Source organism: Pseudomonas huaxiensis, assembly GCF_003231275.1.
Taxonomy (GTDB): domain Bacteria; phylum Pseudomonadota; class Gammaproteobacteria; order Pseudomonadales; family Pseudomonadaceae; genus Aquipseudomonas; species Aquipseudomonas huaxiensis.
On the sequence record NZ_QKVL01000045.1, the window covers coordinates 19,072 to 41,346 of the forward strand.

Genomic DNA, 22,275 nt, shown 5'->3' on the forward strand with positions numbered 1-22,275 from the left:
GATCTATATAAACGTAATAGCCCTCTCTCCCACCTGTCCCGGCACCTTTGACGCATGCGAATTACCAGCCCCCGAACGCTGCTTGTCCTGCTTGCCATTGTCCTCCTGGCCGTCGCGGTCTGGTTCGTCAATGAGCGCCCGCGCACCGCCCGGAGCACCCAGCCCACGGCCATTCCGGTCAGTGTGATCACGGTCAAGCGCGAGGATGTCCCGCGTTACCTGAGCGCCATCGGCACCGTGCAGTCGCTGCACAGCGTGGTGATTCGCCCGCAAGTGGAAGGCGTGCTGACCCGCATCGCCGTGCAGGAAGGCCAGACCGTTCGCGAAGGCGACCTGCTGGCGATCCTCGATGACCGCGCCATCCGCGCCAGCCTCGACCAGGCCCGGGCCCAGCTCAAACAGAGCCAGGCGCAGTTGCAGGTAGCCCAGGTGGACCTCAAGCGCTATCGCCTGCTCAGCGAAGACAACGGCATCTCGCGGCAGACCCTCGACCAGCAACAAGCGCTAGTCAACCAGCTCGACGCCAGCATCCTCGGCAACCAGGCGAGCATCGCCGCCGCCGAAGTGCAGTTGTCCTATACCCGGGTGCTGTCGCCGGTGAGCGGCCGGGTCGGCATCCGCAATGTCGACGAAGGCAATCTGGTGCGCAGCAGCGACACCCAGGGCCTGTTCAGCGTGACCCGCATGGACCCGATCGCCGTGGAGTTCTCGGTTCCGCAACAATGGCTGCCGACCCTGCAACAACTGGTCGCCAGCAGCGAGCCCGCGCCGATCAAGGCGTTCCTGGAAGGTGACGGCGACAGCGGCGGCACGCTACTCGGCGAAGGCCGCCTGAGCCTGATCGACAACCAGATCGCCGCCGGCACCGGCACCCTGCGGGCCAAGGCCACCTTCAGCAACGTCGACGCCCGCCTCTGGCCCGGCCAACTGGTCAGCCTGCGGGTGCAGACCGGCGTCGAGCGCGACGCGCTGGTGGTACCGCCGGGCGTGGTGCGTCAGGGCGTGGACCAGCATTTCGTCTACCGCATCAACGGCGACAAGGCCGAGGCCGTGACGGTCAAGGTGCTGTATCAGGACAGCCGGCTGAACGTCATCAGCGGCGTGGACACCAATGACCGGCTCGTCGCCGACGGCCAGTCGCGGCTCAAGCCCGGCGCCACGGTGGAAGTCCTCGACACCGCGCCGCCTGCGCAGAACGTCGCCCGCAGCGATGCGAGCGTGCAGCCATGAACGCCGCCCTGCCCAATGGCCGCCGCGGCCTGTTCGGCTGGTGCATCGACCGTCCCATCGCCACTCTGCTGTTGACCTTCGCGTTGGTCCTGCTCGGCGTGGTGGCCTTCCCGCGCCTGCCCGTGGCGCCGCTGCCGGAAGCGGATTTCCCGACCATCCAGGTCAGCGCCCAGCTCCCCGGCGCCAGCCCGGAAACCATGGCCTCGTCGGTGGCGACACCGCTGGAAGTGCAGTTCAGCGCCATCCCCGGCATGACCCAGATGACCTCCAGCAGCGCCTTGGGCTCAACCAGCCTGATCCTGCAATTCACCCTCGACAAAAACATCGATACCGCTGCCCAGGAAGTCCAGGCGGCGATCAACACCGCCTCCGCGCGCCTGCCCCAGGACATGCCCAGCCCGCCGACCTGGCGCAAGGTCAACCCGGCCGACAGCCCGGTGCTGATCCTCACCCTCAGTTCCGACCAGATGCCCGCCAACGAGCTGAGCGACTACGCCGAAACCCTGCTGGCCCGGCAACTGAGCCAGATCGACGGCGTCGGCCTGGTCAACATCACCGGCCAGCAGCGCCCGGCGATCCGCGTGCAGGCGCAGCCCGAGAAACTCGCCGCCCTCGGCCTGACCCTCGCCGACCTGCGCCTGGCCATCCAGCAGACCAGCCTGAACCTGGCCAAGGGCGCGCTGTATGGCGCCAACAGCGTCTCGACCCTGGCCACCAACGACCAGTTGTTCCACCCCGAGCAATACGCGCAGTTGATCGTCTCTTACCGCGACGGCGCACCGGTCCAGCTCAAGGACGTGGCGCGGGTCATCAACGGCTCGGAAAACGCCTACGTCAAGGCCTGGTCCGGCGACCAGCAGGGTCTGAACCTGGTGATCTTCCGCCAGCCCGGGGCGAACATCGTCGACACCGTTGACCGGGTCAACGAAGCGCTGCCGCGGCTGGAAGAAATGCTGCCGGGCACGGTGCAGGTCGCAGTACTGCAGGACCGTACCCAGACCATCCGCGCCTCGCTGCATGAAGTGGAAATAACCCTCGGCATCGCCGTGCTGCTGGTGATCGCGGTGATGGCGCTGTTCCTGCGGCAATGGTCAGCGACCCTGATCGTCTCGGCGGTGCTGGTGGTCTCGCTGATCGCCAGTTTCGCGATGATGTACCTGTTCGGCTTCAGCCTGAACAACCTGACGCTGGTGGCCATCGTCATCGCCGTGGGTTTCGTGGTGGACGACGCCATCGTCGTGGTGGAGAACATCCACCGTCACCTCGAAGCCGGCGACAGCCGCGTCGAAGCAGCGCTCAAGGGCGCCCGGGAAATCGGCTTCACCGTGGTCTCCATCAGCTTCTCGCTGGTGGCGGCGTTCATTCCGCTGCTGTTCATGGGCGGCGTGGTCGGCCGGCTGTTCAAGGAATTCGCCCTGACCGCCACCAGCACCATCCTGATTTCCGTGCTGGTGTCGCTGACCCTGGCGCCGACTCTGTGCGCGCTGTTCATGAACGCGCCCTCTCATGACAAACCACAGAAACCCGGTTTCGGCGAACGCCTGCTGGCCGGTTACGAGCGCTTGCTGGACAAGGCCCTGGCTCACCAGAAAACCATGCTCGGCATCTTCGGCCTCAGCCTGGCACTGGCGGTGATCGGCTACATCGCCATCCCCAAGGGCTTCTTCCCGGTGCAGGACACCGGTTTCGTGCTGGGCACCAGCGAGGCCGCGGCCGATATTTCCTTCCCGGACATGGTCGCCAAGCACCAGGCGCTGGCCAAGATCATCGAAGCCGATCCGGCGGTCCGTGCGTTCTCCCATTCCGTCGGCGTCACTGGCAGCAACCAGACCATCGCCAACGGCCGCTTCTGGATTTCCCTCAAGGACCCGGGCGAGCGCGATGTCTCGGCCAGCGAGTTCATCGACCGCCTGCGCCCTAAACTGGCCAAGGTGCCGGGCGTGGTGCTCTACCTGCGCGCCGGCCAGGACATCAACCTCAGTTCCGGCCCCAGCCGCAGCCAGTACCAATACGTGCTCAAGAGCAACGACGGCCCGGCGCTGAACCTGTGGACCGAGCGCCTGACCGAACGGCTGAAGGCCAACCCGGCGTTCCGCGACCTGTCCAACGACCTGCAACTGGGCGCCAGCGTCACCCGCATCGAGATCGACCGACAGGCCGCGGCGCGCTTCGGCCTGACCACCACTGACATCGACCAGGCGCTCTACGACGCCTTCGGCCAGCGGCAGATCAGCGAGTTCCAGACCGAGACCAACCAGTACAAGGTCATCCTCGAACTGGACGCCCGCCAGCGTGGCCGTGCCGAAAGCCTGAATTCGTTCTATCTGCGCTCGCCGCTGAGCGGCGAAATGGTCCCGCTGGCCGCCGTGGCGAAAGTCGCCGCGCCAAGCACCGGCCCGCTGTCCATCAGTCATGACGGCCTGTTCCCGGCCGCCAACCTGTCGTTCAACCTGGCGCCCGGCGTGGCCCTCGGCGATGCCGTGGCGATCCTCGAACGCACCCAGCTCGAACTGGGCATGCCGGCCTCCATCAGCGGATCGTTCCAGGGCGCTGCGCAGGCGTTCCAGAGTTCGCTGTCGAGCCAGCCCTGGCTGATCCTCGCCGCGCTGGTGGCGGTGTACATCATCCTCGGCGTGCTCTACGAGAGCTTCGTCCACCCGCTGACGATCATTTCCACCCTGCCCCCGGCCGGCCTCGGCGCCCTGACGTTGCTGTGGCTGTGGGGCCAGGACTTCACGATCATGGGCCTGATCGGCGTGGTGCTGCTGATCGGCATCGTCAAGAAGAACGGCATCCTGCTGATCGACTTCGCCCTCGACGCCCAACGCAACCATGGCATGAGCCCCGAGGAAGCGATCCACAAAGCCTGCCTGACGCGTTTCCGGCCCATCATGATGACCACCCTCGCCGCCCTGTTCGGTGCCGTGCCGCTCATGCTCGGCGCCGGGGCCGGCGCCGAGTTGCGCCAGCCGCTGGGCATCGCCGTGGTCGGCGGGCTGCTGGTCAGTCAGGCCCTGACACTGTTCACCACCCCGGTCATATACTTGGCCCTGGAGCGCCTGTTCCACCGGCGCCAGCGCGCTGCTGAAGCGCCCCGGCCGATTGCCCATTGAGAGCCGACCATGCGCGTGCTGATTATCGAAGACGAAGAAAAAACCGCCGACTACCTGCATCGCGGCCTGACCGAGCAGGGCTTTACCGTGGACCTGGCGCGGGACGGCATCGAAGGCCTGCACCTGGGGCTGGAGGGTGATTACTCGGTGATCGTCCTCGACGTCATGCTCCCCGGCCTCGACGGCTATGGCGTGCTGCGCGCGCTGCGGGCGCGCAAGCAGACCCCGGTGATCATGCTGACCGCCCGCGAGCGCGTCGAAGACCGCATCCACGGCCTGCGCGAAGGCGCCGACGACTACCTCGGCAAGCCGTTCTCGTTCCTCGAACTGGTGGCGCGCCTGCAAGCCCTGACCCGGCGCAGCGGCGGCCACGAACCGGTGCAGATCCAGGTCGCCGACCTCTGGGTCGACCTGATCAGCCGCAAGGCCAGCCGCGCCGGCCAACGCCTGGACCTGACCGCCAAGGAGTTCTCGCTGCTCAGCGTGCTGGCCCGTCGTCAGGGCGAGATCCTGTCGAAGACGGCAATTGCCGAGCTGGTCTGGGATATCAATTTCGACAGCGACGCCAACGTCGTCGAGGTGGCGATCAAGCGCCTGCGCGCCAAGCTCGACGGACCGTTCGAAACCAAACTGCTGCACACCATCCGAGGCATGGGCTATGTCCTGGAAAACCGCGCGAACTAACTCCCTGGCCCTGCGCCTGAGCGCATTGTTCACGCTGGTAGCGCTGCTGGTGTTCCTGCTGATCGGCTGGGCGCTGTACAAACAGGTGGACCGCAGCCTCGACATGCTCCCGTCGGCCGAGCTGGAGGCACGCTTCAGCGTGCTGGAATCGAGCCTGATGCGCTTCGGCAACCCGGACCACTGGAGCAAGATGGTCCGCAAGCTCGACCAGCTCAGCGAGGAAGACCGGCGCATCCGCTTCTGGGCGGTCAGCAGCGACAGCCACTACGAATACGGCAACCCCGACGCGGCAATCCGCCATGTCGCCGCGGGCAAGCCGGGGATGCGCGACCTGTACCTGGCCGACAGCCCCTTCCCGTACAAAGTGATGCTCAGCGAGTTACCGGCGCTGGAGCAGCGCCCACCGCTGCGTTTTCTGATCGGCATCGACACCGAGACGTTCTGGCACACCCAGCACACCCTGCTGATCGCCCTGGTCAGCCTGGCGGTCGTGGGTGTCCTGCTGGCCTCGGTGCTGGGTTACTGGGTGGCGCGGATCGGCCTGCGGCCACTGCGCGAACTGTCCGCCGAAGCCCAGCAACTGGCGCCGCCACGCCTCAGCGGTCGGCTGCGAGTCTCGGCGCTGCCGCCGGAGCTGGAGCAATTCGCCCAGACCTTCAACGCCGCGCTGGAGCGGGTCGACCAGGCCTACTCGCGGCTGGAAGCCTTCAACGCCGACGTCGCCCACGAACTGCGCTCGCCGCTGACCAACCTGATCGGCCAGACCCAGGTCGCCCTGACCCGCGGACGCAGCGCCGAGCACTACTTCGAAGTGCTGCAATCGAACCTCGAAGAACTGGAGCGGCTGCGCAGCATCATCAACGACATGCTCTTTCTCGCCAGCGCCGACCAGGGCAGCAAGGCCACCGCGCTGATCAGCACCTCGCTGGCCGAGGAAGTGGCGACCACCCTCGACTACCTCGATTACATCCTCGAAGACGCCCAGGTGCGGGTGGAGGTGAAGGGCGATGCCCAGGCACGCATCGAAAAGGCCCATCTGCGCCGGGCGTTGATCAACCTGCTGAACAACGCGGTGCAGCACACCGAGCCGGGTCAGGTGATCCGCGTGGTTATCCACAGCGAAGACGATCAGGTCCGCATCGCCGTCAGCAACCCCGGCCCGGCCATTGCCGACGAACACCTGCCACGCTTGTTCGAACGCTTCTACCGGGTCGATGCTGCACGCAGCAACAACGGCAGCGGTAACCACGGCCTGGGCCTGGCCATCGTCAAGGCCATCGCCGTCATGCACGGCGGCAGCGTCTTTGCCCGCAGCCAGGCGGGCGCCAACACCTTCGGCATTCTTCTCCCGGCCTGAGCCAACACACTCTGGGCCGCGGCCTTTCAGGACTGTTACTTTTTACGCAACAGTCCATCTCTGAAATACGGCTTTTTCGTTCGCTTCCTAACGATTAATTTAGCCGCACCAAATAGATACTTGCTCTGCAAGAAGGTTGTTTGAAATGTCCAACAGCATGGGTATTGCCAGCGTTTTCGTCCTGTCTTCCGTGTTGCTTTCCCCTCTGGCCATGGCTGAAGAATCCCAGGCCTTCGTCGCCCAGACCGCACGCCACCAGGCGACCCTGGAGCACGCTCGCGAAGCCTTCGCCAAGCAACAGAACGATGCTGCGAAAGCCTCGGAACAGACCGCATCAAAGGTTGATTCGAGTGCCAGCAAAGATAGCTGAGTCGCTGCTCGACGCTCCTGTTTCTCCCTCGACTTTCGCGCAGGCAGCGCATCTGCCCGCGCGCCTGTCGTTTAAAGCCGCTGCTTGTCAGCGGCTTTTTTTCGCCTGGTGAAAAGTACCGGAATACGGCCCGTTTCCAACAAGAAAAATACCGCTTCGCAGAATAAAAACTGCCGCCATCAGCACCTCAAGGAGTTCATCAAGGTGACCATTACCACGCGTTTGACCCCACTATTCGTTGCGTTGGCTGCAACGATGCCGTTCCACGCCCAGGCTGACGACGACAAGCCCGAAGGCTTCGTCGAAGGCGCCAGCCTCGATGTCCTGGCCCGCAACTACTACATGAGCCGCAACCAACTGCTGCCGGGTGTGCGCGACAACCGCGAATGGGGCCAGGGTTTCATCGGCAAGTTCGAATCCGGCTTCACTCAAGGTACCGTCGGCTTTGGCCTCGACGCCTACGCCATGCTCGGCCTGAAACTCGACGGCGGTGGCGGCACCGCCGGGTCGAGCATCCTGCCGATCAACAGCCCGAGCAAAGACGGCTACGACTACGGCAAGGCGCCGGACGAGTTCTCCAGCGCCGGCGCCTCGGTGAAAGTCCGCGCCTTCGACACCGTGCTGCGGGCCGGCGACCTGTTCCTTACCAACCCGGTGATCGCCGGCGGTGAGACCCGCATGCTGCCGCAGACCTTCCGCGGCGTGAGCCTGACCAACACCAGCATCGACAACCTGATGCTCGAAGGCGGCCAGGCCAGCTTCACCAAGCCGTACAACCAGAGCGGTCACCGCCGCATCGACACCTTCTACGGCTCGCTGCCGGACCACCGCGAAAGCCGCCACCTGAACTGGGCCGGCGGAGTCTGGACCCCGGTCGACGGCCTGAGCACCAGCGTCTACGCCGCCGAACTGAAGGACATCTGGAACCAGTACTACGTCAACCTCGACTACACCTGGCAGCTCAATGAGCTGGTCAGCCTCAATCCGGGTGTGAACTACTACCACACCCAGGACACCGGCAATGCCCTGCTGGGTGATATCGACAACAACACCTACAGCCTGCATTTCACGGTGAACGTCGGCTATCACGCGGTAACCGCGGTGTACCAGCGGGTCAACGGCAACACGCCGTTCGACTACATCAACCAGGGCGACAGCGTCTATCTGGACAACTCGCAGATCTACTCGGACTTCAACGGCCCCAACGAGCGCTCGTGGAAGCTCAAGTACGCCTACGACTTCGCCGGCGTCGGCATTCCCGGCCTGACCACCGCCGTGTCCTACTCCAAGGGCGAGCTGGACCTGAGCAAGGCCGATGCCGACAGCAGCGGTTATGGCCACTGGTACAGCGAAGACGGCAAGAACGCCCAGCACTGGGAACGCGATTTCGACCTGGCCTATGCCTTCCAGGAAGGTCAGCTCAAAGACCTCAGCGTGCGCCTGCGCTGGGCCAGCCATCGCGGCAGCCAGGGTTACTCGCATGTGGATAACGACATCGACGAGTACCGGGTGATCGTTGACTATCCGGTGAATATCTTCTGATCTGATGGCTGACGTTAGGCCTATGTAGCGGCCATCGCGAGCAAGCTCGCTCCTTGGGGTAGGAGCGAGCTTGCTCGCGATGGGCCCAACGACCCAACCACGACCGCACATCTGCCTTGCACACTAAATTCTTGTCCTACAATCCGCCCCCACCTAGAATACCCGCCGCCGCGCAGCCCCCCTGTGCGCGGTTGTGATCGATTTCCATCGCCAAAACCCGACCGCGGAACAGTCCACACTGCTTCCGACGCCCGGTTTTACCCGTTTCCCGGCCCAACCTGACGGTCAGAACACCTTCGCGACCATGAACGCGCACACCACGCCCCCGCGTCCCGGCCTCTACCGGACGCATCCGGAGTTGATCCTGAACCTGGGCAGTTGTCTGGCCGTGCTGGCGATCATCGCCATCGTGACCTTCCTGTTGCTGCGCGAACGCATGAACGTCGAACAGACCGCCACCCGCTCGGCGCGCAATATCGTCAAGTTGATAGAGACCGACATCATTCGCAATGTCGAACTCTACGACCTGTCCCTGCAAAGCCTGATCTGGGCCGTGCAGCACCCGGAACTGCTCGGCATCCCGCCGCACATGCGCCAGCAGGTGCTGTTCAACCAGGCTTTCAGCAGCCCGGTGCGCGGCGACATTCTCTGGCTCGACCGCGACGGCAATGTGGTCGCCGACTCCGCCAGCAGCACCCCGCGCAGCGCCAACTTCGCCGACACGCCGATCTTCCAGGAACACAAGCGCAACCCCGATCTGGGCATGGTCATCAGCCCGCCGTTCAAGGCACGCCTTGGGGATCTGGACTGGTGCATCAGTTTCAGCCGGCGCATCGAGGATGCCGACGGCGATTTCGCCGGAGTCGCCGGCGGCGCCCTGCGCCTGTCGCACTTCAATGATGTGTTCCAGCGCCTGGATGTAGGCCACGACAGCAGCATCAACCTGATGAACACCGACGGCCAGTTGCTGGCACGTCACGCCACCGGGCCGAGCGCCAGCACCGTCGACCGGACCGGCAGCAATTTTTCCTCGCGGATTAACTTCCAGCGCTTGCTGGCCGAGGGCAGCGGCAGCTTCAGCGCGCCGTCAGGGCATGACGGCAGGCCGCGTCTGTACACCTTCGCCCGGGTCACCGATCTGCCCTTGGTGCTGGTCGTTACGCAATCGGAGGATGAGGTCTACAGCGCCTGGAAACGCACCGCGATTCTGGTCAGCGCCGCCACCGGCGTGCTGTGCATCGGCATTCTCTGGCTGAGCCTGATGCTCGGTCGCGAACTGCGCCGGCGGCACAGCGCCGAACGCAGCCTGGCGGAACTGGCCGCCACCGACAGCCTGACCGGCCTGCCCAACCGCCGCCAGCTCGACCAGGTGCTACGCCGCGAATGGGCGCGAGCGCAGCGCACTCAACGGCCGATCGCGGTGCTGATGATCGACGTCGATCACTTCCGTGGTTTCAACGAACGCCACGGCCATCACGGCGGTGACGAAGCCTTGCAGCAGGTCGCCAACGCCATTGGCTGCAGCCTGCTGCGCCCCACCGACCTGGCGGCGCGCTACGGCGGCGAAGAATTTGTCGCGGTGCTGCCGGACACCGACCTGCACGGTGCGATGGTGCTCGCCGAGCGCATCCGCCTCAGCGTCCAGGCGCTGCCGCCTTACGGCGGTGACGAGAAGCCAGTCAGTGCCAGTGTCGGCGTTGGCATCCACACACCCGGCAGCGCACTGAGCCTTGGCGAACTGATGGCCGGTGCCGACGAGGCCCTGTATCGGGCCAAACGCAACGGCCGTAACCGCGTCGAAGGACCGAAACCGGCCAGCCCCTGAAATACAAATGCCCCGCCGGCCAATGGCCGACGGGGCATGAAGAGCGCGCGGGGGTCGCGACTCAGGACTGGGCGCGAGCGCTGTTGCGCAGCACTTTTACCTGGTCGTGGTTGCGCTGTACGCCGTGGTACTGGCGCTCTACCAGCGAGTAGGCAGCCGACGCCGGGGCGACCTTGGCGAGTTTTTCCAACGCTTCCTTGTAGGCTTTGAGCGCATGGTCTTCGCCGCGTTCGGCTTCGTTCAGCACCGCTTCCTCGTCCTTGCCGGTGACCATGGATTTCAGGTTCACCCAGCCACGGTGCATATCGCCGGTGAGGCTGGTGGAGGTTTCCGGGTCACCGCCCAGGCTGCGCACATGCTGCTGCAATTCTGCGGCGGCGTTGCCGCAGTCGGAAGAACGTTGCAGGAAGTAGGTTTTCAGGTCTGCGCGCTTGACGTCCTCGGCGCAGGTTTTGAAGCCTTTCTCGCCATCCTTGCTGAACTCGATCAGGTCGTTGAGGACAGAAATGACTTCTTTGTTGGTATCGGTCATGACACGGCTCCTTTTGCATGAGGGATGTTCCCAATGGATAACGCAGCCTTCGTGCCAGACCCGACCACCTGTAATTCTCTAGATATATCAATAACTTACAAAAATCATTGAAAACTGTACCCGCGCTTTCTGCATGAACTGTCCTTTGGCCTTCATGCAGATTGCCTGTATCGTCCGGCCATTCATCAGTCTTTGCCGTGTGCCATGAATCCCGAAACCCTCGAACTGCTGGTCACCCGCGAAATGCCTTACGGCAAATACAAGGGCCGGCTGATCGCCGACCTGCCCGGTCCCTACCTGAACTGGTTTGCCCGCCAGGGTTTTCCCCACGGCGAGCTGGGCGGCCTGCTGGCGCTGATGCACGAGGTGGATCACAACGGCCTTGCCGACCTGCTGGAACCCCTGCGTAAAAAACACCCCCGCCCCCGTCCCTGAAAAAGCGAGCACGTGCATGGACCACCCGCCTTCATCTGAGCCCTCCCTTCTGGCCCGTGATGAGGGCTACTGGCAACGCATCGCCGCGAAATACGACGTCGAGCCCGGCCCGGTAAACCTGGAATACGGTTACTTCGGGCGCATGACGCGCACCGTCGCGCAGACCTATCAACAGCACATCGACGCCATCAACCGCTGCAATTCGCTGCCAGTACGCCAGCACTTCGAGCAGGTCGGCAGTGTGCAGATTCGCGATGCCGTTGCCGAACTGCTGGGCGTACCGGACTACACCGTCGCCATCGCCCAGAGCGCTTCCGCCGCACTGCAATCGCTGATCCGCAACTACAACCGCCTGCAGCCCGGCGACCAGTTGCTGGTCAGCGATCTGGAATACGACAGCGTGCAGAACGCCATGCGCTGGCTGGCCCGCCAGCGCGGCCTGGAACTGATCGAGATCCATCACCCGCACCCGGCCACCTTCGACAACCTGGTGCAGAGCTACCGCGACGCCTTCGAACGGCACCCGCGCATCCGCCTGATGCCACTGACCTACGTCACCCACCGCACCGGGCTGGTGATGCCGGTCCAGGCGATTGCCGCCTGCGCCCGCGAGTCCGGCGTGGACGTGATCCTCGATGGCGCCCACGCGCTGGGTCAGATCGACTTCAACCTGGAACACCTGGGTATCGAACTGGCGGGCTTCAATTTGCAGAAATGGATCGGCGCGCCGCTGAGCCTTGGCGTGGTCTACATCGCCCCCGACAAGATCGACGCCATCGACCCGGACATGGGCGAGCTGCGTTATCCACAGGCCGACATCCGCTCGCGGGCACCGTATGGCACGCCGAACGTTCCCGCCTGGCTGACGTTGCCGACGGTGTTCGATGAGCATGAGGCAGTTGGCGGTACGGCGGTGAAAGGCGCGCGGCTGAATTACCTGCGCAATCTATGGGTGGCGCCGGCGCGGGAGATTCCCGGGATCGAAGTGATGACCCCGGATGACCCGCGGCTGTATTGCGGCATCACCTCGTTCCGCTTCACCCGGCACCACGACCAGATCGCCATGGCCGAGCGCTTGTTGCGCGAGTTCGACCTGTTCACCGTGGCACGCGAGGGCTCGGCGTGCGGGCCGTGTATTCGGGTGACGCCGGGGTTCAGCACGACGCCGACGGAAGTTGGGTTGCTGGTGAAAGCGCTGGAGCGACTGGCCTGAACCCCATTTCCCCTGTGGGAGCGAGCTTGCTCGCGAAGGGCTGCAAAGCAGCCCCAAAACTCCGGTAGCAGACCCTATGGGGCCGCGACGCGCCCCTTCGCGAGCAAGCTCGCTCCCACAGGGAAATGAGTCAGCTCTTGACTGGCGCCACCGCCAACTCAACCCCCTCGCCCCGCTTCAACACCGCATACACCACCGCCGTCAGCAAACTCCCCGCGACAATCGCCAGCAGGTACAACAGCGCATGGTTGATCGCGTTCGGGATCAGCATCACGAACAGCCCACCATGGGGCGCCATCAGCTTGCAGCCGAAGTACATCGACAAGGCCCCGGTCAGCGCGCCGCCAGCAATACTCGCCGGAATCACCCGCAGCGGGTCTTTCGCCGCAAAGGGAATCGCGCCTTCGGAAATAAAGCACAAGCCCAGCACCAACGCCGCCTTGCCCGCTTCACGCTCGCTCTGGGCAAACTTGCGGCGGGCGAGGAAGGTGGCGATGCCCAGGCCGATCGGCGGCACCATGCCGGCCGCCATGGTCGCGGCCATCGGTGCATAACTCTGCGAGGCCAGCAGCCCGACCGAGAAGGCATACGCCGCCTTGTTCACCGGTCCACCGAGGTCAACGCACATCATCGCGCCGAGCACGATGCCCAGCAGAATCGCGTTGGTGGTGCCCATGCTGTCGAGGAACTGGGTCAGCCCGGCGAGCAGCCCCGCCACCGGCTGGCCGACCACATAGATCATCACCAGCCCGGTGAACAGGCTGGAGAACAGCGGGATCAGCAGGATCGGCTTGAGCGCCTCAAGGCTGGTCGGCAGTTTTAGCCAGCGGCTGATGGCCTTGGCGCTGTAGCCAGCGAGAAACCCGGCGATGATGCCGCCTATGAAACCCGCGCCTAACGTACTGGCCAGCAGGCCGCCGATCATTCCCGGCGCCAGCCCCGGCCGATCGGCGATGGAATAGGCGATGTAGCCCGCCAGCAGCGGCACCATCAGCTTGAACGCCGCCTCGCCGCCGATCTGCATCAGCGCCGCCGGCAGCGTACCCGGCTCCTTGAAAGCTTCGATGCCGAACACGAACGACAGGGCAATCAACAGACCACCGGCCACCACCATCGGCAGCATGAACGACACGCCAGTCAGCAGGTGCTTGTAGACGCCGGTCTTCTCGTTGCTCGCCTTCACCGCCTGGGCGTTGGCGGTACTTTCTTCGCGCGCTTCAGCGAGGGCTTTTTCCAGCGTGGCTTTGGCCTGTTTCAGCGCCACGCCGGTGCCGCAGCGAAAGATGCGCTTGCCAGCGAAACGCTCGGTGGGCACGTCGATATCGGCGGCCAGCAGCACCACATCGGCCTCGGCAATCGCCGCCGCGCTCAGCGGGTTGCGCGCGCCGACCGAGCCCTGGGTTTCCACGCTCAACTGCAGGCCCATCTGTTGCGCGGCCTGTTGCAGCGCCTCGGCGGCCATGAAGGTGTGGGCCACGCCGGTCGGACAAGCGGTGACGGCGACAATCCTGGCGGCCTTCGCCGGGACGGGTGCGGCAGCCTCCTCGCCTGGCTGATAGACCTCGGCCTTGTCGGCCGCTTCGCGCAAGAAGTTATCCACATCCTGCAACGCCCGGGCCGGGGTGCTCTGCAACAGCCGCTTGCCGGCGAAACGCTGCAACGCCAGCGGACCGCTGGCAACCACCAACACCCAGTCGGCATCGGCGATCACCGCCGCCGACAACTGCCGCTCGGTGCGAGCCGGGTCGTGCACTTCGACGCTGGTGCTCCAGCCCAGGCGCTGGGCGGCGGCGTCCAGCAGGCGGGCGCTCAATACACTGGCTACCTGGCCGTTGGGGCAGGCGGTGACGATCGCGAGTTTCATTGTTCACCCTCTTGTTCTGCGCTCGGGGTCTGAATGCGGACTTCCGTTTCGAAGCGCGCCAGTTGCGCGCGGTCGTTGATACCGAAGCCGATCTGGCTGACCGCCTGCGCGGCGATGGCGGTGGCGCGGCGCAGGGTCTGCTCCGCCGCTTCGCCCGCCAGCAGGCCGTGGACCATACCGGCCAGCAGCGAATCACCGGCACCCACGGTGCTGGCAATCGTCACCTGCGGCGGCAGCCCTTGCAGTACCGCGCCACGGCTGAACCAGTTGACGCCCTGCTCGCCCTGGGACACCACCACATGCTCGATGCCCTGTCCGATCAGCCGTTGCGCCGCCTCACGCTGCTCGGCAAAGCCGTGCACAGGCGTGCCGAGCACTTCGCCCAGTTCCTCGGTATTGGGTTTGACCAGCCATGGCACCGCGCGCAAGCCGGCCTCAAGGGCCGCGCCGCTGCTGTCGAAGGCGACTTTCAGGCCCATGGCCTTGAGCCGGATCAGCAGCGCTTCGAGCCACTGCGTACTGATACCGCGGGGCAGGCTGCCGGCGACCACCACAACGTCATGTCCGGGCGCGAGCTGGTCGAGGCGATCGAGCAGCGCCTGACGGGCCGCTTCGTCCACTTCCGGGCCCGGGCCGTTGATATCGGTGACCTGTCCGCCGTGCTCCACCAGCTTGATATTGCTGCGGGTCTCGCCCGGCACGCGGATGAAGCCGTCGACGAAGCCGCGGCGCTGCATCAGCGCGTCGAAGGGCGCCAGATTGTCCAGGCCGAGAAAGCCGCTGACGCTCAGCTCGTGGCCAAGGTCGGCGAGCACCTGGGCCACATTCAGGCCCTTGCCGGCAGCATGGCTGTGCTGGGCCGAAGCGCGGTTGACCGCACCGGTGCGCAACGCCTCAAGGCTCACGGTGACGTCCAGCGCCGGGTTCAGGGTCAGGGTCAGAATCTTGGCCATCACAGCGTCTCCACCAGTGCCCGCACGTCGCCGGCACTGCCCAGGCTCAGCGCTTGTCGCGCCAGAATCCGGGCTTGTTCAATACTCAGGGCGCGCACCTGGGCCTTCACTTCGGCAATGCCACGCGGCGCCACGCTCAATTCATCCACATCCAGCCCAACCAGAATCGGCACCGCCTGCGGATCGCCCGCCAGCTCGCCGCACACGCCCACCCACTTGCCATGGGCGTGGGCCGCACGCACGGTCATGTCGATCAGGTTGAGCACCGCCGGGTGCAGGCCGTCGGCCTGGGCCGAAAGGCTCGGGTGACCGCGGTCGATGGCCAGGGTGTACTGGGTCAGATCGTTGGTGCCGACACTGAAGAAATCCACTTCCGCCGCCAGGACCGGTGCCAACAGCGCTGCCGAGGGCACTTCGATCATGATCCCGACCTGCAGGTCAGCGACTGGAATCTCGCCGCGCAAGCGCTCGACCATCTGCCGCGCCTGACGCCACTCCTCCACCTGCCCGACCATCGGGAACATGATCCGCAACGGTCGCTCGCCTGCCGCACGCAGCAGGGCGCGAAGCTGGCTTTCCATCACCTGCGGGCGTTGCAGGGTCAGGCGGATGCCGCGCACACCCAGAAACGGGTTTTCTTCCTTGTCGATCGGCCAGTACGGCAGCGGCTTGTCGCCACCGACATCCAGGGTGCGCACCACCAACGGCCGACCGCCGAGGCCGTCGAGCACGCGGCGATATTCGATTTCCTGAGTGGACTCGTCCGGCAATTGCGGATGGGCCATGAAAATCAGTTCGGTACGCAGCAGCCCAACGCCCTCGGCGCCCTGCTCGACCACTTTGTCGATGCCGCTGCTTTCACCGATGTTGGCGAAGACTTCCACCCCGTGGCCGTCGCGGGTGATCGCCGGCTCATGGCGGGAGGCGTGGGCGGCGCGCAGGCGTGCTTCGCGTTGCTCGCGCTCGGCCAGGGCCTTTTCCAGTTGATCTGCGGCCGGCGCCACGGTGACGCGACCGCGCTGACCGTCCAGCAGCAACGCCGTGCCGGGCGCGATCAACAACACCGCATCGCCAGCGCCGACCACGGCGGGAATGCCCAGCGCCCGCGCCACGATGGCGCTGTGCGCCGTGGCACCGCCGCGGGCGGTGAGGATGCCGGCGACCCGCGTCGGGTCCAGGCGCGCCACGTCGGACGGGCCAACCTCGGCCATCACGAATACGTAAGGCTGCTCGGGCTCGGGCGTTTCGCTGACGCCACAGAGTTGCGCCAGCACGCGGCGGCCAACATCGCGCAGGTCCGCCGCACGCTCGGCGAGCAAGGCGTCCTGCAGGGCTTCCTGCTGCCGCGCCGCCGCGTCGATCACCGCCAGCCAGGCGGCCGGAGCGCTTTCGCCCTGGCGCAGGCGCAGTTCCACTTCGTCGCCGAGCCCGGGGTCGGCGAGCATTTCCAAGTGGGTGATGAAAATCTCGCGGATCGCCGTGGCCTGGCTGCGCAGGATCAGCCCGTCGATCTCGGCGCGCACCCGCGCCAGTGCGTCTTGCAGGCGCTGGCGTTCCAGCGCGGGAGACTCACCGCGCAACGGGTAATCGAACGTCTGCAACAGGTGAACATGCGCCGGACCACTGGCGATGCCCGGCGCGGCGGCGATGCCCTGAAGCGTCGAGCCGTCTGCGGGCTTCACCTGTGTGGTCAGCGGCGCGGGCGTGTCGATCGCCACCTGGGTGACGGCCGGCAGCGCTTCAACCTCTTCGCCGAGGCCGCTTTCGACGGCCGCCAGCAAGGCCGGCAGCGCCTCGGCGATACGCGGTTCGACACTGAATTCGAGCACCTGGCCCCGGCGCGCGCCGAGGCTCAGCAGCTTGCTCAGGCTTTTCACCGAGACGGCGGGCGCGTTGCCGTCGACCACCTGCACGCGCACCTCACCGTCGAATTCCTTGGCCAGTTGCGCAAGGATCTTCGCCGGGCGCGCATGCAGGCCGTGCGGGTTGGCCAGGGCGATACGGGCGCTGGGCCAATCGGTCGGTACCGCGCCGCCCAACATGCCCAGCAAGGTGCGGACGTTGCCGGCGCGCAACAATTCCTGACCGCGGCCCTCGACCAACAGACCGCACAGGCGTTCAAGCACGGTTTGATGCGCGTCGCCCTGGCTGGCCAGGCAAAACAGGCCATTGATCGGCTGGCCCTGATGCCGCAGCGGTTGTTGCGGCGTGACGAAGGCCAGCCCCGGCTGGCGCACCGCCTGCTCACTGTGCAGCCACCAGAGGCCGTCGCCCAGCGACAGCGGCTCGACCTGCTGCAAGCGGCCGGCGAAATCGCCGTCGACGCACTCCACCCGGCGCAACAGCCGTGCGCCTTGCCAGAGCAGGTCGTCGAAATCGTCGGCGGGTACACCGAGGCCAAGGGTACGCTCGTCCAGCAGCAGGTCGCGCGGCGCGCCCTGCAACAGGTGCAGCACCGCTTCGGCGCTGTCGGCGCGGCTCAGGGCCTCGGCCATATCGGCGTCGCCCAGGGCGCGGGTGAGTTGTTGCAGCAGGAGCAGGTGTTCGTCGGAGCGGGCAGCAATGGCGATGGCCAGGAACACACGCTGGCCGTCGCCCCAGTCCACGCCCTCGGGGAATTGCATCAGGCGCACGCCGGTGACGTGCACCAGATCGCGGGTCTGCGGCGTGCCGTGGGGAATGGCGATGCCCTGACCGAGAAAGGTCGAGCCCTGCGCTTCACGGGCCTGCAAACCGGCCAGATAACCTTCGGCAACCAGCCCGTCGCGCACCAGGTGTCCGGCCAGAAGCTGCAAGGCCGCGGACTTGTCCACAGCCGTCTGGCCCATGGATATCTGCGCCGTGGTGAACTCGAGCATGACCGTCTCCTTTGCAACGCCGGGACGGCGTCGAGGTTATTGTTGTTGAGGTAAAAGCATAGGGCCAGCAATCATCTGATCCTACGGCAAGCGCTTGGTGCGGCAGTAAAATCGCTTGCTGAAACGTTTAATCCATAAATGGAGTGCACGTTACTCGATAACCTGCGAACAATGAAGTCCCTTTGTGCCGGACAATTGCGACAATGGTCGTCTGCGCCAAAGGCTCAGGATCGGCGACAATGCGCGGTCAGGCTTCGCAGCCAGTCCCGGTATATAACAAGGAAAATTCGGTGAAACTCAGCGATATAGCCCGTCTGGCCGGTGTCTCCGTGACCACCGCCAGCTACGTGATCAATGGCAAGGCCGAACAGCAACGCATCAGCAATGCGACCGTGGAACGTGTCCGCGCGGTGGTCGAGGCCCATGGCTTCACCCCCAACCCGCAAGCAGCGGGTCTGCGCAGCCGGCATACGCGGACACTCGGCTTCATCCTCCCCGACCTGGAAAACCCCAGCTACGCACGCATCGCCAAGCAGCTTGAGCAAGGTGCGCGGGCTCGCGGTTACCAGTTGCTGATCGCCAGCAGCGACGACCAGCCCGACAGCGAGCGGCAATTGCAGCAACTGTTCCGCGCCCGTCGCTGCGACGCGCTGTTCGTCGCCAGTTGCCTGCCGCCCAGCGACGACAGCTACCGCGAACTGCAAGACAAAGGCATGCCGATCATCGCCATCGACCGCAGCATGGAGCCGAAGGTGTTCTGCTCGGTGGTCAGCGACGACCAGCCGGCCAGCCTGCAACTCACTGGCAGCCTGCTGGAACTGGCGCCGTCGAACATCGCCCTGATCGGCGCACGCCCGGAACTCAGCGTCAGCCAGGCCCGCGCCAGCGGCTTCGACCAGGCGCTGCACGCCTTCACCGGCAAGGTCAGCCAGTACCAGGGCGAGGCGTTCAGCCGCGAATGCGGGCGCCAGTTGATGAGCCAGTTGCTGGCCGACCTGGGCGGTCTGCCGGATGCGCTGGTAACCACCTCCTACGTGCTGCTGCAAGGCGTGTTCGATGTACTTTCGACCCGCCCGGCCGACTCCCGGACCTTGCACCTTGGCACCTTCGGCGACACCCAGTTGCTCGACTTCCTGCCGCTGCCGGTCAACGCCATGGCCCAGCAACACGGCCTGATCGCCGAAACCGCGCTGGAACTGGCTCTCGCCGCCGTGGAACAGAAGCAGTACCAGCCGGGCATTCATGCCGTGGCGCGGACGTTCAAGCAGCGCATCTTCAAAGGCTGACCATGCGCCTGATCGACACCCACACCCACCTGGATTTCCCCGACTTCGACGCCGACCGCCGCGAGCTGCTGGCGGCGGCCGCAGCGGGCGGGGTCGAGCGGATGGTGGTGCTGGGGGTGTTCGAGGCCAACTGGCAACGGGTGTGGGATCTGGTCAAGGCCGAGCCTTCGCTTTACGCAGCGTTTGGCCTGCACCCGGTGTACCTCGACGCGCACACGCCGCAGCACCTGACCGCGCTGGGTGACTGGCTGAGCCGCCTGCGCGGCGATCCGCAACTCTGCGCCGTGGGCGAATTCGGGCTGGATTACTACCTGCCGGAGCTGGACCGCGAGCGTCAGCAGGCGCTGTTCGAAGCGCAACTGCAATTGGCGGTGGATTTCGATCTGCCGGCGTTGCTGCATGTGCGTCGCAGCCATGCGGCGGTGATCGCCACGCTCAAGCGGTTCAAGCTGCCTCGGGGCGGGATCATTCATGCCTTTGCCGGCAGCTATGAAGAGGCGCGTGAATACATCCGCCTAGGATTCAAGCTCGGCCTTGGCGGCGCCGCCACCTGGCCGCAAGCGCTGCGCCTGCACAAGGTATTGCCGCGTTTGCCGCTGGACAGTGTGGTGCTGGAAACCGATGCGCCGGACATGGCGCCGGCGATGTTTCCCGGGATCAGGAACAGTCCGCTGCATTTGCCGGAGATTGCCGCGGCATTGGCGGGGATCATGGGGATTGGGGTGGAGATGCTGGCGGAGGCTAGTAGCCGGAATGCCTGTGAGATGTTTGGCTGGAGTTAGGGGTTGATGTTGAGGGCCTCATCGCTGCGGTTCGGCCCCTGATACCCACAAAATCATTAGACCCTGAACGCACCGATCAACTGCTTCAACTCCATCACCTGCGCACTCAACTGCCGGCTCGCGTCCTCGGTCTGGTGCGCGCCCTGGGTCGTGTGTTCCGCCGCGCGGTTGATCTGCACGATGTTCTGGTCGATGTCATGGGCCACCGCGGTCTGTTGTTCCACCGCCGCAGCAATCTGCTGGTTCTGGTCGACGATCATGCCAATCGCGCCGAGGATATTTTCCAGCGCCTGCTGCACTTGCTGCGACTGACTCACCGTCCCCGCCGCCATCTGGTGACTGCTGTCCATCGCCCGCACCGCCGCACCTACACCGTTCTGCAGGCGCGAGATCATTTCGTCGATTTCGCCGGTGGACTGCTGGGTGCGCTTGGCCAAGGTGCGTACCTCGTCCGCCACCACCGCAAAGCCCCGGCCCTGCTCGCCCGCCCGCGCCGCTTCGATGGCCGCGTTGAGCGCCAGCAGGTTGGTTTGCTCGGCAATGCTCTTGATCACTTCCAGCACCCGGCTGATGGCCTGGCTGTCGCTGACCAACTGGTTGATCACCACCACCGACTGGTCGATTTCCGCCGCCAGCCCGGCAATGCTGCCTTGCTGCGATTCGACCAGGCCACGACCGGTGACCGTCTCCTGGTTGACGCTGTGGGCGCTGCTCACCGCTGCCGCCGCGCTGCGCGCAACTTCCTGAGCGGTGGCGGACATCTGGTTCATCGCCGTGGCGACCTGCTCGATCTGCCCGCGCTGACCGCTCACCGCCTGGTTGCTGCGCGACGACACAACATGCACTTGCTCGGCCTGGCGCTCGACTTCGCTGACGGTCTGGCCGACGCGCTCGATCAGGTCATGGATGCGCTGCACCGTGCCGTTGAACACCTGGCCCAGTTCGCCCAGTTCGTCACGGCTCTGCGCCTGGAAGCTGACGGTCATGTCACCGGCCGCGACCTTGTCCATCACCGCGCCGAGGCTGCTCAGGGTGTTGCGGGTCGAGGCATAGAAGCCGCTGTAGAGGTAGACGATCAGCAGGAACACCGTGGCCAGGGCCACTACCAGCAGGATCATGTGGCTGCGGTACTCAGCAAGGCGCTGCTGCAACTGCTGGTCGAGAAAGGCCACGGTGGCCTCGTTCAGCTCATAGGTGCGGGCCATCAGGTCGCTGGTCTGCTGATAGAAAGCCGTCCACGGCGCATCGAGGGTTTCGGCCACCACCACCTGGCTTTCGAACAGCTCGCTGGCTTGCTTCAGCGAAGCCTGGCTGCTGGCGGCCTGCGAACCCAGGCGGGCCTGCGCCTGCGTGTCGCCGGCCAGCGCATCCTGAACCTTGAGGGCGTAGTCGGCAGCGAGTTTTTCGAGTTGCTGCAACAGGTCTTCGAAGCGGGTGCTGGCCGTCGAGTTGATAAAGCCCTGGCCCAGCGAATAAGACCCCATGGCCCGGCCTTCACCGAGCATCTGGGTGACTTGCGGGGTCACCGTGGTGACCAGTTCGCTCAGTTGGCGCATGGCGCTGTCGGCGTCCTGGTTCAGGCCGGACTGGCTGGCGACCACCCGTGGCAGCGTCTGGGCCTGGGATTGCAACTTGTCGAAGAGCGCGACCTGGGCCTGCAGCGAGCTTTCTGCCTGGGCGGTCGCCAAGGCGCTGGCCAGTTCATCGCGTTTGCTGATAAACGCTTGGGCCAGCGTCTCGTCGGTGCTCACCGGCTGGAGCGCGGCGAGCCGCGCCTGGGCTTGCTGGCCGACGGTGGCGATACGGGCCTCGATGTCCTCGGCCTTGCCCGCCTGACCGAGCACGGCGTTGATCTGCACCAGGTTGCCGAGGGTTTCCAGATCCGCACGCAGGGCGAGGCTGCCGCGCAACAGATCGAGGCTCTGCAGTTCGACGCGGGTCGCATGGAATTTGGCGTAGGAATCGCTGACCAGATAGAAGTTGGTCACGAGCATGGGCAGGAAGAACATGACACTTATCAGACTGAACTTCATCCCGAAGCTCAGGCGATTCATCAACGCAACGGCCGGACGGAGCAGGCTCTTCACTGGGCGTCTCCTTCGATTTCTTATTGTTGTCTGGCGCTATGGCAGATAGCCATTTACCGCGCTTATGCAGCTGTATAGCGCATATCGAAGGAGAGGTTTGTAACTTAAGGTAAAGCGACTAGTGTGGTGTTTCAGAAATAACGA

The 22,275-nt window shown here is 65.1% G+C and carries 16 protein-coding genes and 1 pseudogene; 11 read left to right on the forward strand and 6 right to left on the reverse strand.

The annotated features are described in order from the left end of the window. Nucleotides 1-54: 54 nt before the first annotated feature. From DM374_RS27865 to DM374_RS27895, 7 genes are all read left to right on the forward strand, one after another. Nucleotides 55-1,230: an efflux RND transporter periplasmic adaptor subunit gene (locus DM374_RS27865; RefSeq protein WP_110972792.1), complete on the forward strand. Its 1,176-nt coding sequence runs from the start codon at nucleotides 55-57 to the stop codon at nucleotides 1,228-1,230. After that, the gene (locus tag DM374_RS27870) at nucleotides 1,227-4,343 is read left to right on the forward strand and encodes a multidrug efflux RND transporter permease subunit (RefSeq protein WP_110972793.1); all 3,117 of its coding nucleotides are present in this window, start codon (nucleotides 1,227-1,229) and stop codon (nucleotides 4,341-4,343) included. Before DM374_RS27865 ends, DM374_RS27870 begins: the two co-directional genes overlap by 4 nt. 9 nt (nucleotides 4,344-4,352) lie before the next feature. Next, complete coding sequence (locus DM374_RS27875) at nucleotides 4,353-5,027, forward strand: heavy metal response regulator transcription factor (RefSeq protein WP_110972794.1); 675 nt, start codon at nucleotides 4,353-4,355, stop codon at nucleotides 5,025-5,027. Then, nucleotides 5,002-6,384, forward strand: coding sequence for a heavy metal sensor histidine kinase (locus DM374_RS27880; protein WP_110972795.1), 1,383 nt, complete (start codon nucleotides 5,002-5,004; stop codon nucleotides 6,382-6,384). The genes DM374_RS27875 and DM374_RS27880 overlap by 26 nt, the downstream gene beginning before the upstream one ends. A 145-nt stretch (nucleotides 6,385-6,529) precedes the next feature. Further along, complete coding sequence (locus DM374_RS27885; RefSeq protein WP_110972796.1) at nucleotides 6,530-6,754, forward strand: hypothetical protein; 225 nt, start codon at nucleotides 6,530-6,532, stop codon at nucleotides 6,752-6,754. Between the two features lie 204 nt (nucleotides 6,755-6,958). Beyond that, nucleotides 6,959-8,296 (forward strand): OprD family porin, encoded by a 1,338-nt coding sequence (locus tag DM374_RS27890; protein WP_404821391.1) that lies wholly within the window; start codon nucleotides 6,959-6,961, stop codon nucleotides 8,294-8,296. 304 nt (nucleotides 8,297-8,600) lie between these two features. Further along, nucleotides 8,601-10,121, forward strand: a complete 1,521-nt coding sequence (locus DM374_RS27895; protein ID WP_110972806.1) for a sensor domain-containing diguanylate cyclase — start codon at nucleotides 8,601-8,603, stop codon at nucleotides 10,119-10,121. 61 nt (nucleotides 10,122-10,182) lie between these two features. Here the strand turns inward: DM374_RS27895 and DM374_RS27900 are convergent, their stop codons facing one another. Next, complete coding sequence (locus tag DM374_RS27900) at nucleotides 10,183-10,653, reverse strand: ferritin-like domain-containing protein (RefSeq protein ID WP_110972797.1); 471 nt, start codon at nucleotides 10,651-10,653, stop codon at nucleotides 10,183-10,185. Between the two features lie 204 nt (nucleotides 10,654-10,857). Here DM374_RS27900 and DM374_RS27905 point away from each other — a divergent pair, with 204 nt between their 5' ends. Both DM374_RS27905 and DM374_RS27910 read left to right on the forward strand, forming a co-directional pair. After that, nucleotides 10,858-11,088: a DUF3820 family protein gene (locus tag DM374_RS27905; RefSeq protein ID WP_110972798.1), complete on the forward strand. Its 231-nt coding sequence runs from the start codon at nucleotides 10,858-10,860 to the stop codon at nucleotides 11,086-11,088. Nucleotides 11,089-11,104: 16 nt separating this feature from the next. Then, complete coding sequence (locus DM374_RS27910) at nucleotides 11,105-12,301, forward strand: aminotransferase class V-fold PLP-dependent enzyme (RefSeq protein ID WP_110972799.1); 1,197 nt, start codon at nucleotides 11,105-11,107, stop codon at nucleotides 12,299-12,301. A gap of 130 nt (nucleotides 12,302-12,431) precedes the next feature. On the opposite strand, the gene DM374_RS27915 is transcribed toward DM374_RS27910, so the two are convergent. The 3 genes from DM374_RS27915 to ptsP are packed head-to-tail and all read right to left on the reverse strand — an operon-like array spanning nucleotide 12,432 to nucleotide 17,976. Further along, entirely contained in the window at nucleotides 12,432-14,165 is a 1,734-nt protein-coding gene (locus DM374_RS27915; protein WP_110972800.1) for a PTS fructose-like transporter subunit IIB, read from the reverse strand. After that, on the reverse strand, nucleotides 14,162-15,118 hold the full coding sequence (gene pfkB / locus DM374_RS27920) for a 1-phosphofructokinase (RefSeq protein ID WP_110972801.1): 957 nt from the start codon (nucleotides 15,116-15,118) through the stop codon (nucleotides 14,162-14,164). The genes DM374_RS27915 and pfkB overlap by 4 nt, the downstream gene beginning before the upstream one ends. Next, on the reverse strand, nucleotides 15,118-17,976 hold the full coding sequence (gene ptsP, locus DM374_RS27925; RefSeq protein ID WP_110972802.1) for a phosphoenolpyruvate--protein phosphotransferase: 2,859 nt from the start codon (nucleotides 17,974-17,976) through the stop codon (nucleotides 15,118-15,120). Before ptsP ends, pfkB begins: the two co-directional genes overlap by 1 nt. A 290-nt stretch (nucleotides 17,977-18,266) precedes the next feature. On the opposite strand from ptsP, the gene cra reads away from it, so the two are divergent. Beyond that, complete coding sequence (gene cra, locus DM374_RS27930) at nucleotides 18,267-19,262, forward strand: catabolite repressor/activator (protein ID WP_110972807.1); 996 nt, start codon at nucleotides 18,267-18,269, stop codon at nucleotides 19,260-19,262. A gap of 2 nt (nucleotides 19,263-19,264) precedes the next feature. Next, on the forward strand, nucleotides 19,265-20,044 hold the full coding sequence (locus DM374_RS27935) for a TatD family hydrolase (protein WP_110972803.1): 780 nt from the start codon (nucleotides 19,265-19,267) through the stop codon (nucleotides 20,042-20,044). 56 nt (nucleotides 20,045-20,100) lie between these two features. Here the strand turns inward: DM374_RS27935 and DM374_RS34560 are convergent, their stop codons facing one another. Both DM374_RS34560 and DM374_RS34565 read right to left on the reverse strand, forming a co-directional pair. Next, nucleotides 20,101-20,814, reverse strand: coding sequence for a methyl-accepting chemotaxis protein (locus tag DM374_RS34560; RefSeq protein ID WP_404821392.1), 714 nt, complete (start codon nucleotides 20,812-20,814; stop codon nucleotides 20,101-20,103). 141 nt (nucleotides 20,815-20,955) lie between these two features. Continuing rightward, nucleotides 20,956-22,098: pseudogene (locus DM374_RS34565) on the reverse strand (HAMP domain-containing protein); the annotation flags it as partial. Nucleotides 22,099-22,275: the final 177 nt, after the last annotated feature.

What these genes read in the sequence shown, in the direction of transcription:
- DM374_RS34560 (WP_404821392.1), bottom strand. Translation starts at nt 20,814, where the DNA reads ATGAACCAGATGTCCGCCACCGCTCAGGAAGTTGCGCGCAGCGCGGCG.
- DM374_RS27915 (WP_110972800.1), bottom strand. Translation starts at nt 14,165, where the DNA reads ATGAAACTCGCGATCGTCACCGCCTGCCCCAACGGCCAGGTAGCCAGT.
- ptsP (WP_110972802.1), bottom strand. Translation starts at nt 17,976, where the DNA reads ATGCTCGAGTTCACCACGGCGCAGATATCCATGGGCCAGACGGCTGTG.
- DM374_RS27865 (WP_110972792.1), top strand. Translation starts at nt 55, where the DNA reads ATGCGAATTACCAGCCCCCGAACGCTGCTTGTCCTGCTTGCCATTGTC.
- DM374_RS27910 (WP_110972799.1), top strand. Translation starts at nt 11,105, where the DNA reads ATGGACCACCCGCCTTCATCTGAGCCCTCCCTTCTGGCCCGTGATGAG.
- DM374_RS27935 (WP_110972803.1), top strand. Translation starts at nt 19,265, where the DNA reads ATGCGCCTGATCGACACCCACACCCACCTGGATTTCCCCGACTTCGAC.
- DM374_RS27870 (WP_110972793.1), top strand. Translation starts at nt 1,227, where the DNA reads ATGAACGCCGCCCTGCCCAATGGCCGCCGCGGCCTGTTCGGCTGGTGC.
- pfkB (WP_110972801.1), bottom strand. Translation starts at nt 15,118, where the DNA reads ATGGCCAAGATTCTGACCCTGACCCTGAACCCGGCGCTGGACGTCACC.
- DM374_RS27875 (WP_110972794.1), top strand. Translation starts at nt 4,353, where the DNA reads ATGCGCGTGCTGATTATCGAAGACGAAGAAAAAACCGCCGACTACCTG.
- DM374_RS27880 (WP_110972795.1), top strand. Translation starts at nt 5,002, where the DNA reads ATGTCCTGGAAAACCGCGCGAACTAACTCCCTGGCCCTGCGCCTGAGC.
- DM374_RS27905 (WP_110972798.1), top strand. Translation starts at nt 10,858, where the DNA reads ATGAATCCCGAAACCCTCGAACTGCTGGTCACCCGCGAAATGCCTTAC.
- DM374_RS27900 (WP_110972797.1), bottom strand. Translation starts at nt 10,653, where the DNA reads ATGACCGATACCAACAAAGAAGTCATTTCTGTCCTCAACGACCTGATC.
- DM374_RS27895 (WP_110972806.1), top strand. Translation starts at nt 8,601, where the DNA reads ATGAACGCGCACACCACGCCCCCGCGTCCCGGCCTCTACCGGACGCAT.
- DM374_RS27885 (WP_110972796.1), top strand. Translation starts at nt 6,530, where the DNA reads ATGTCCAACAGCATGGGTATTGCCAGCGTTTTCGTCCTGTCTTCCGTG.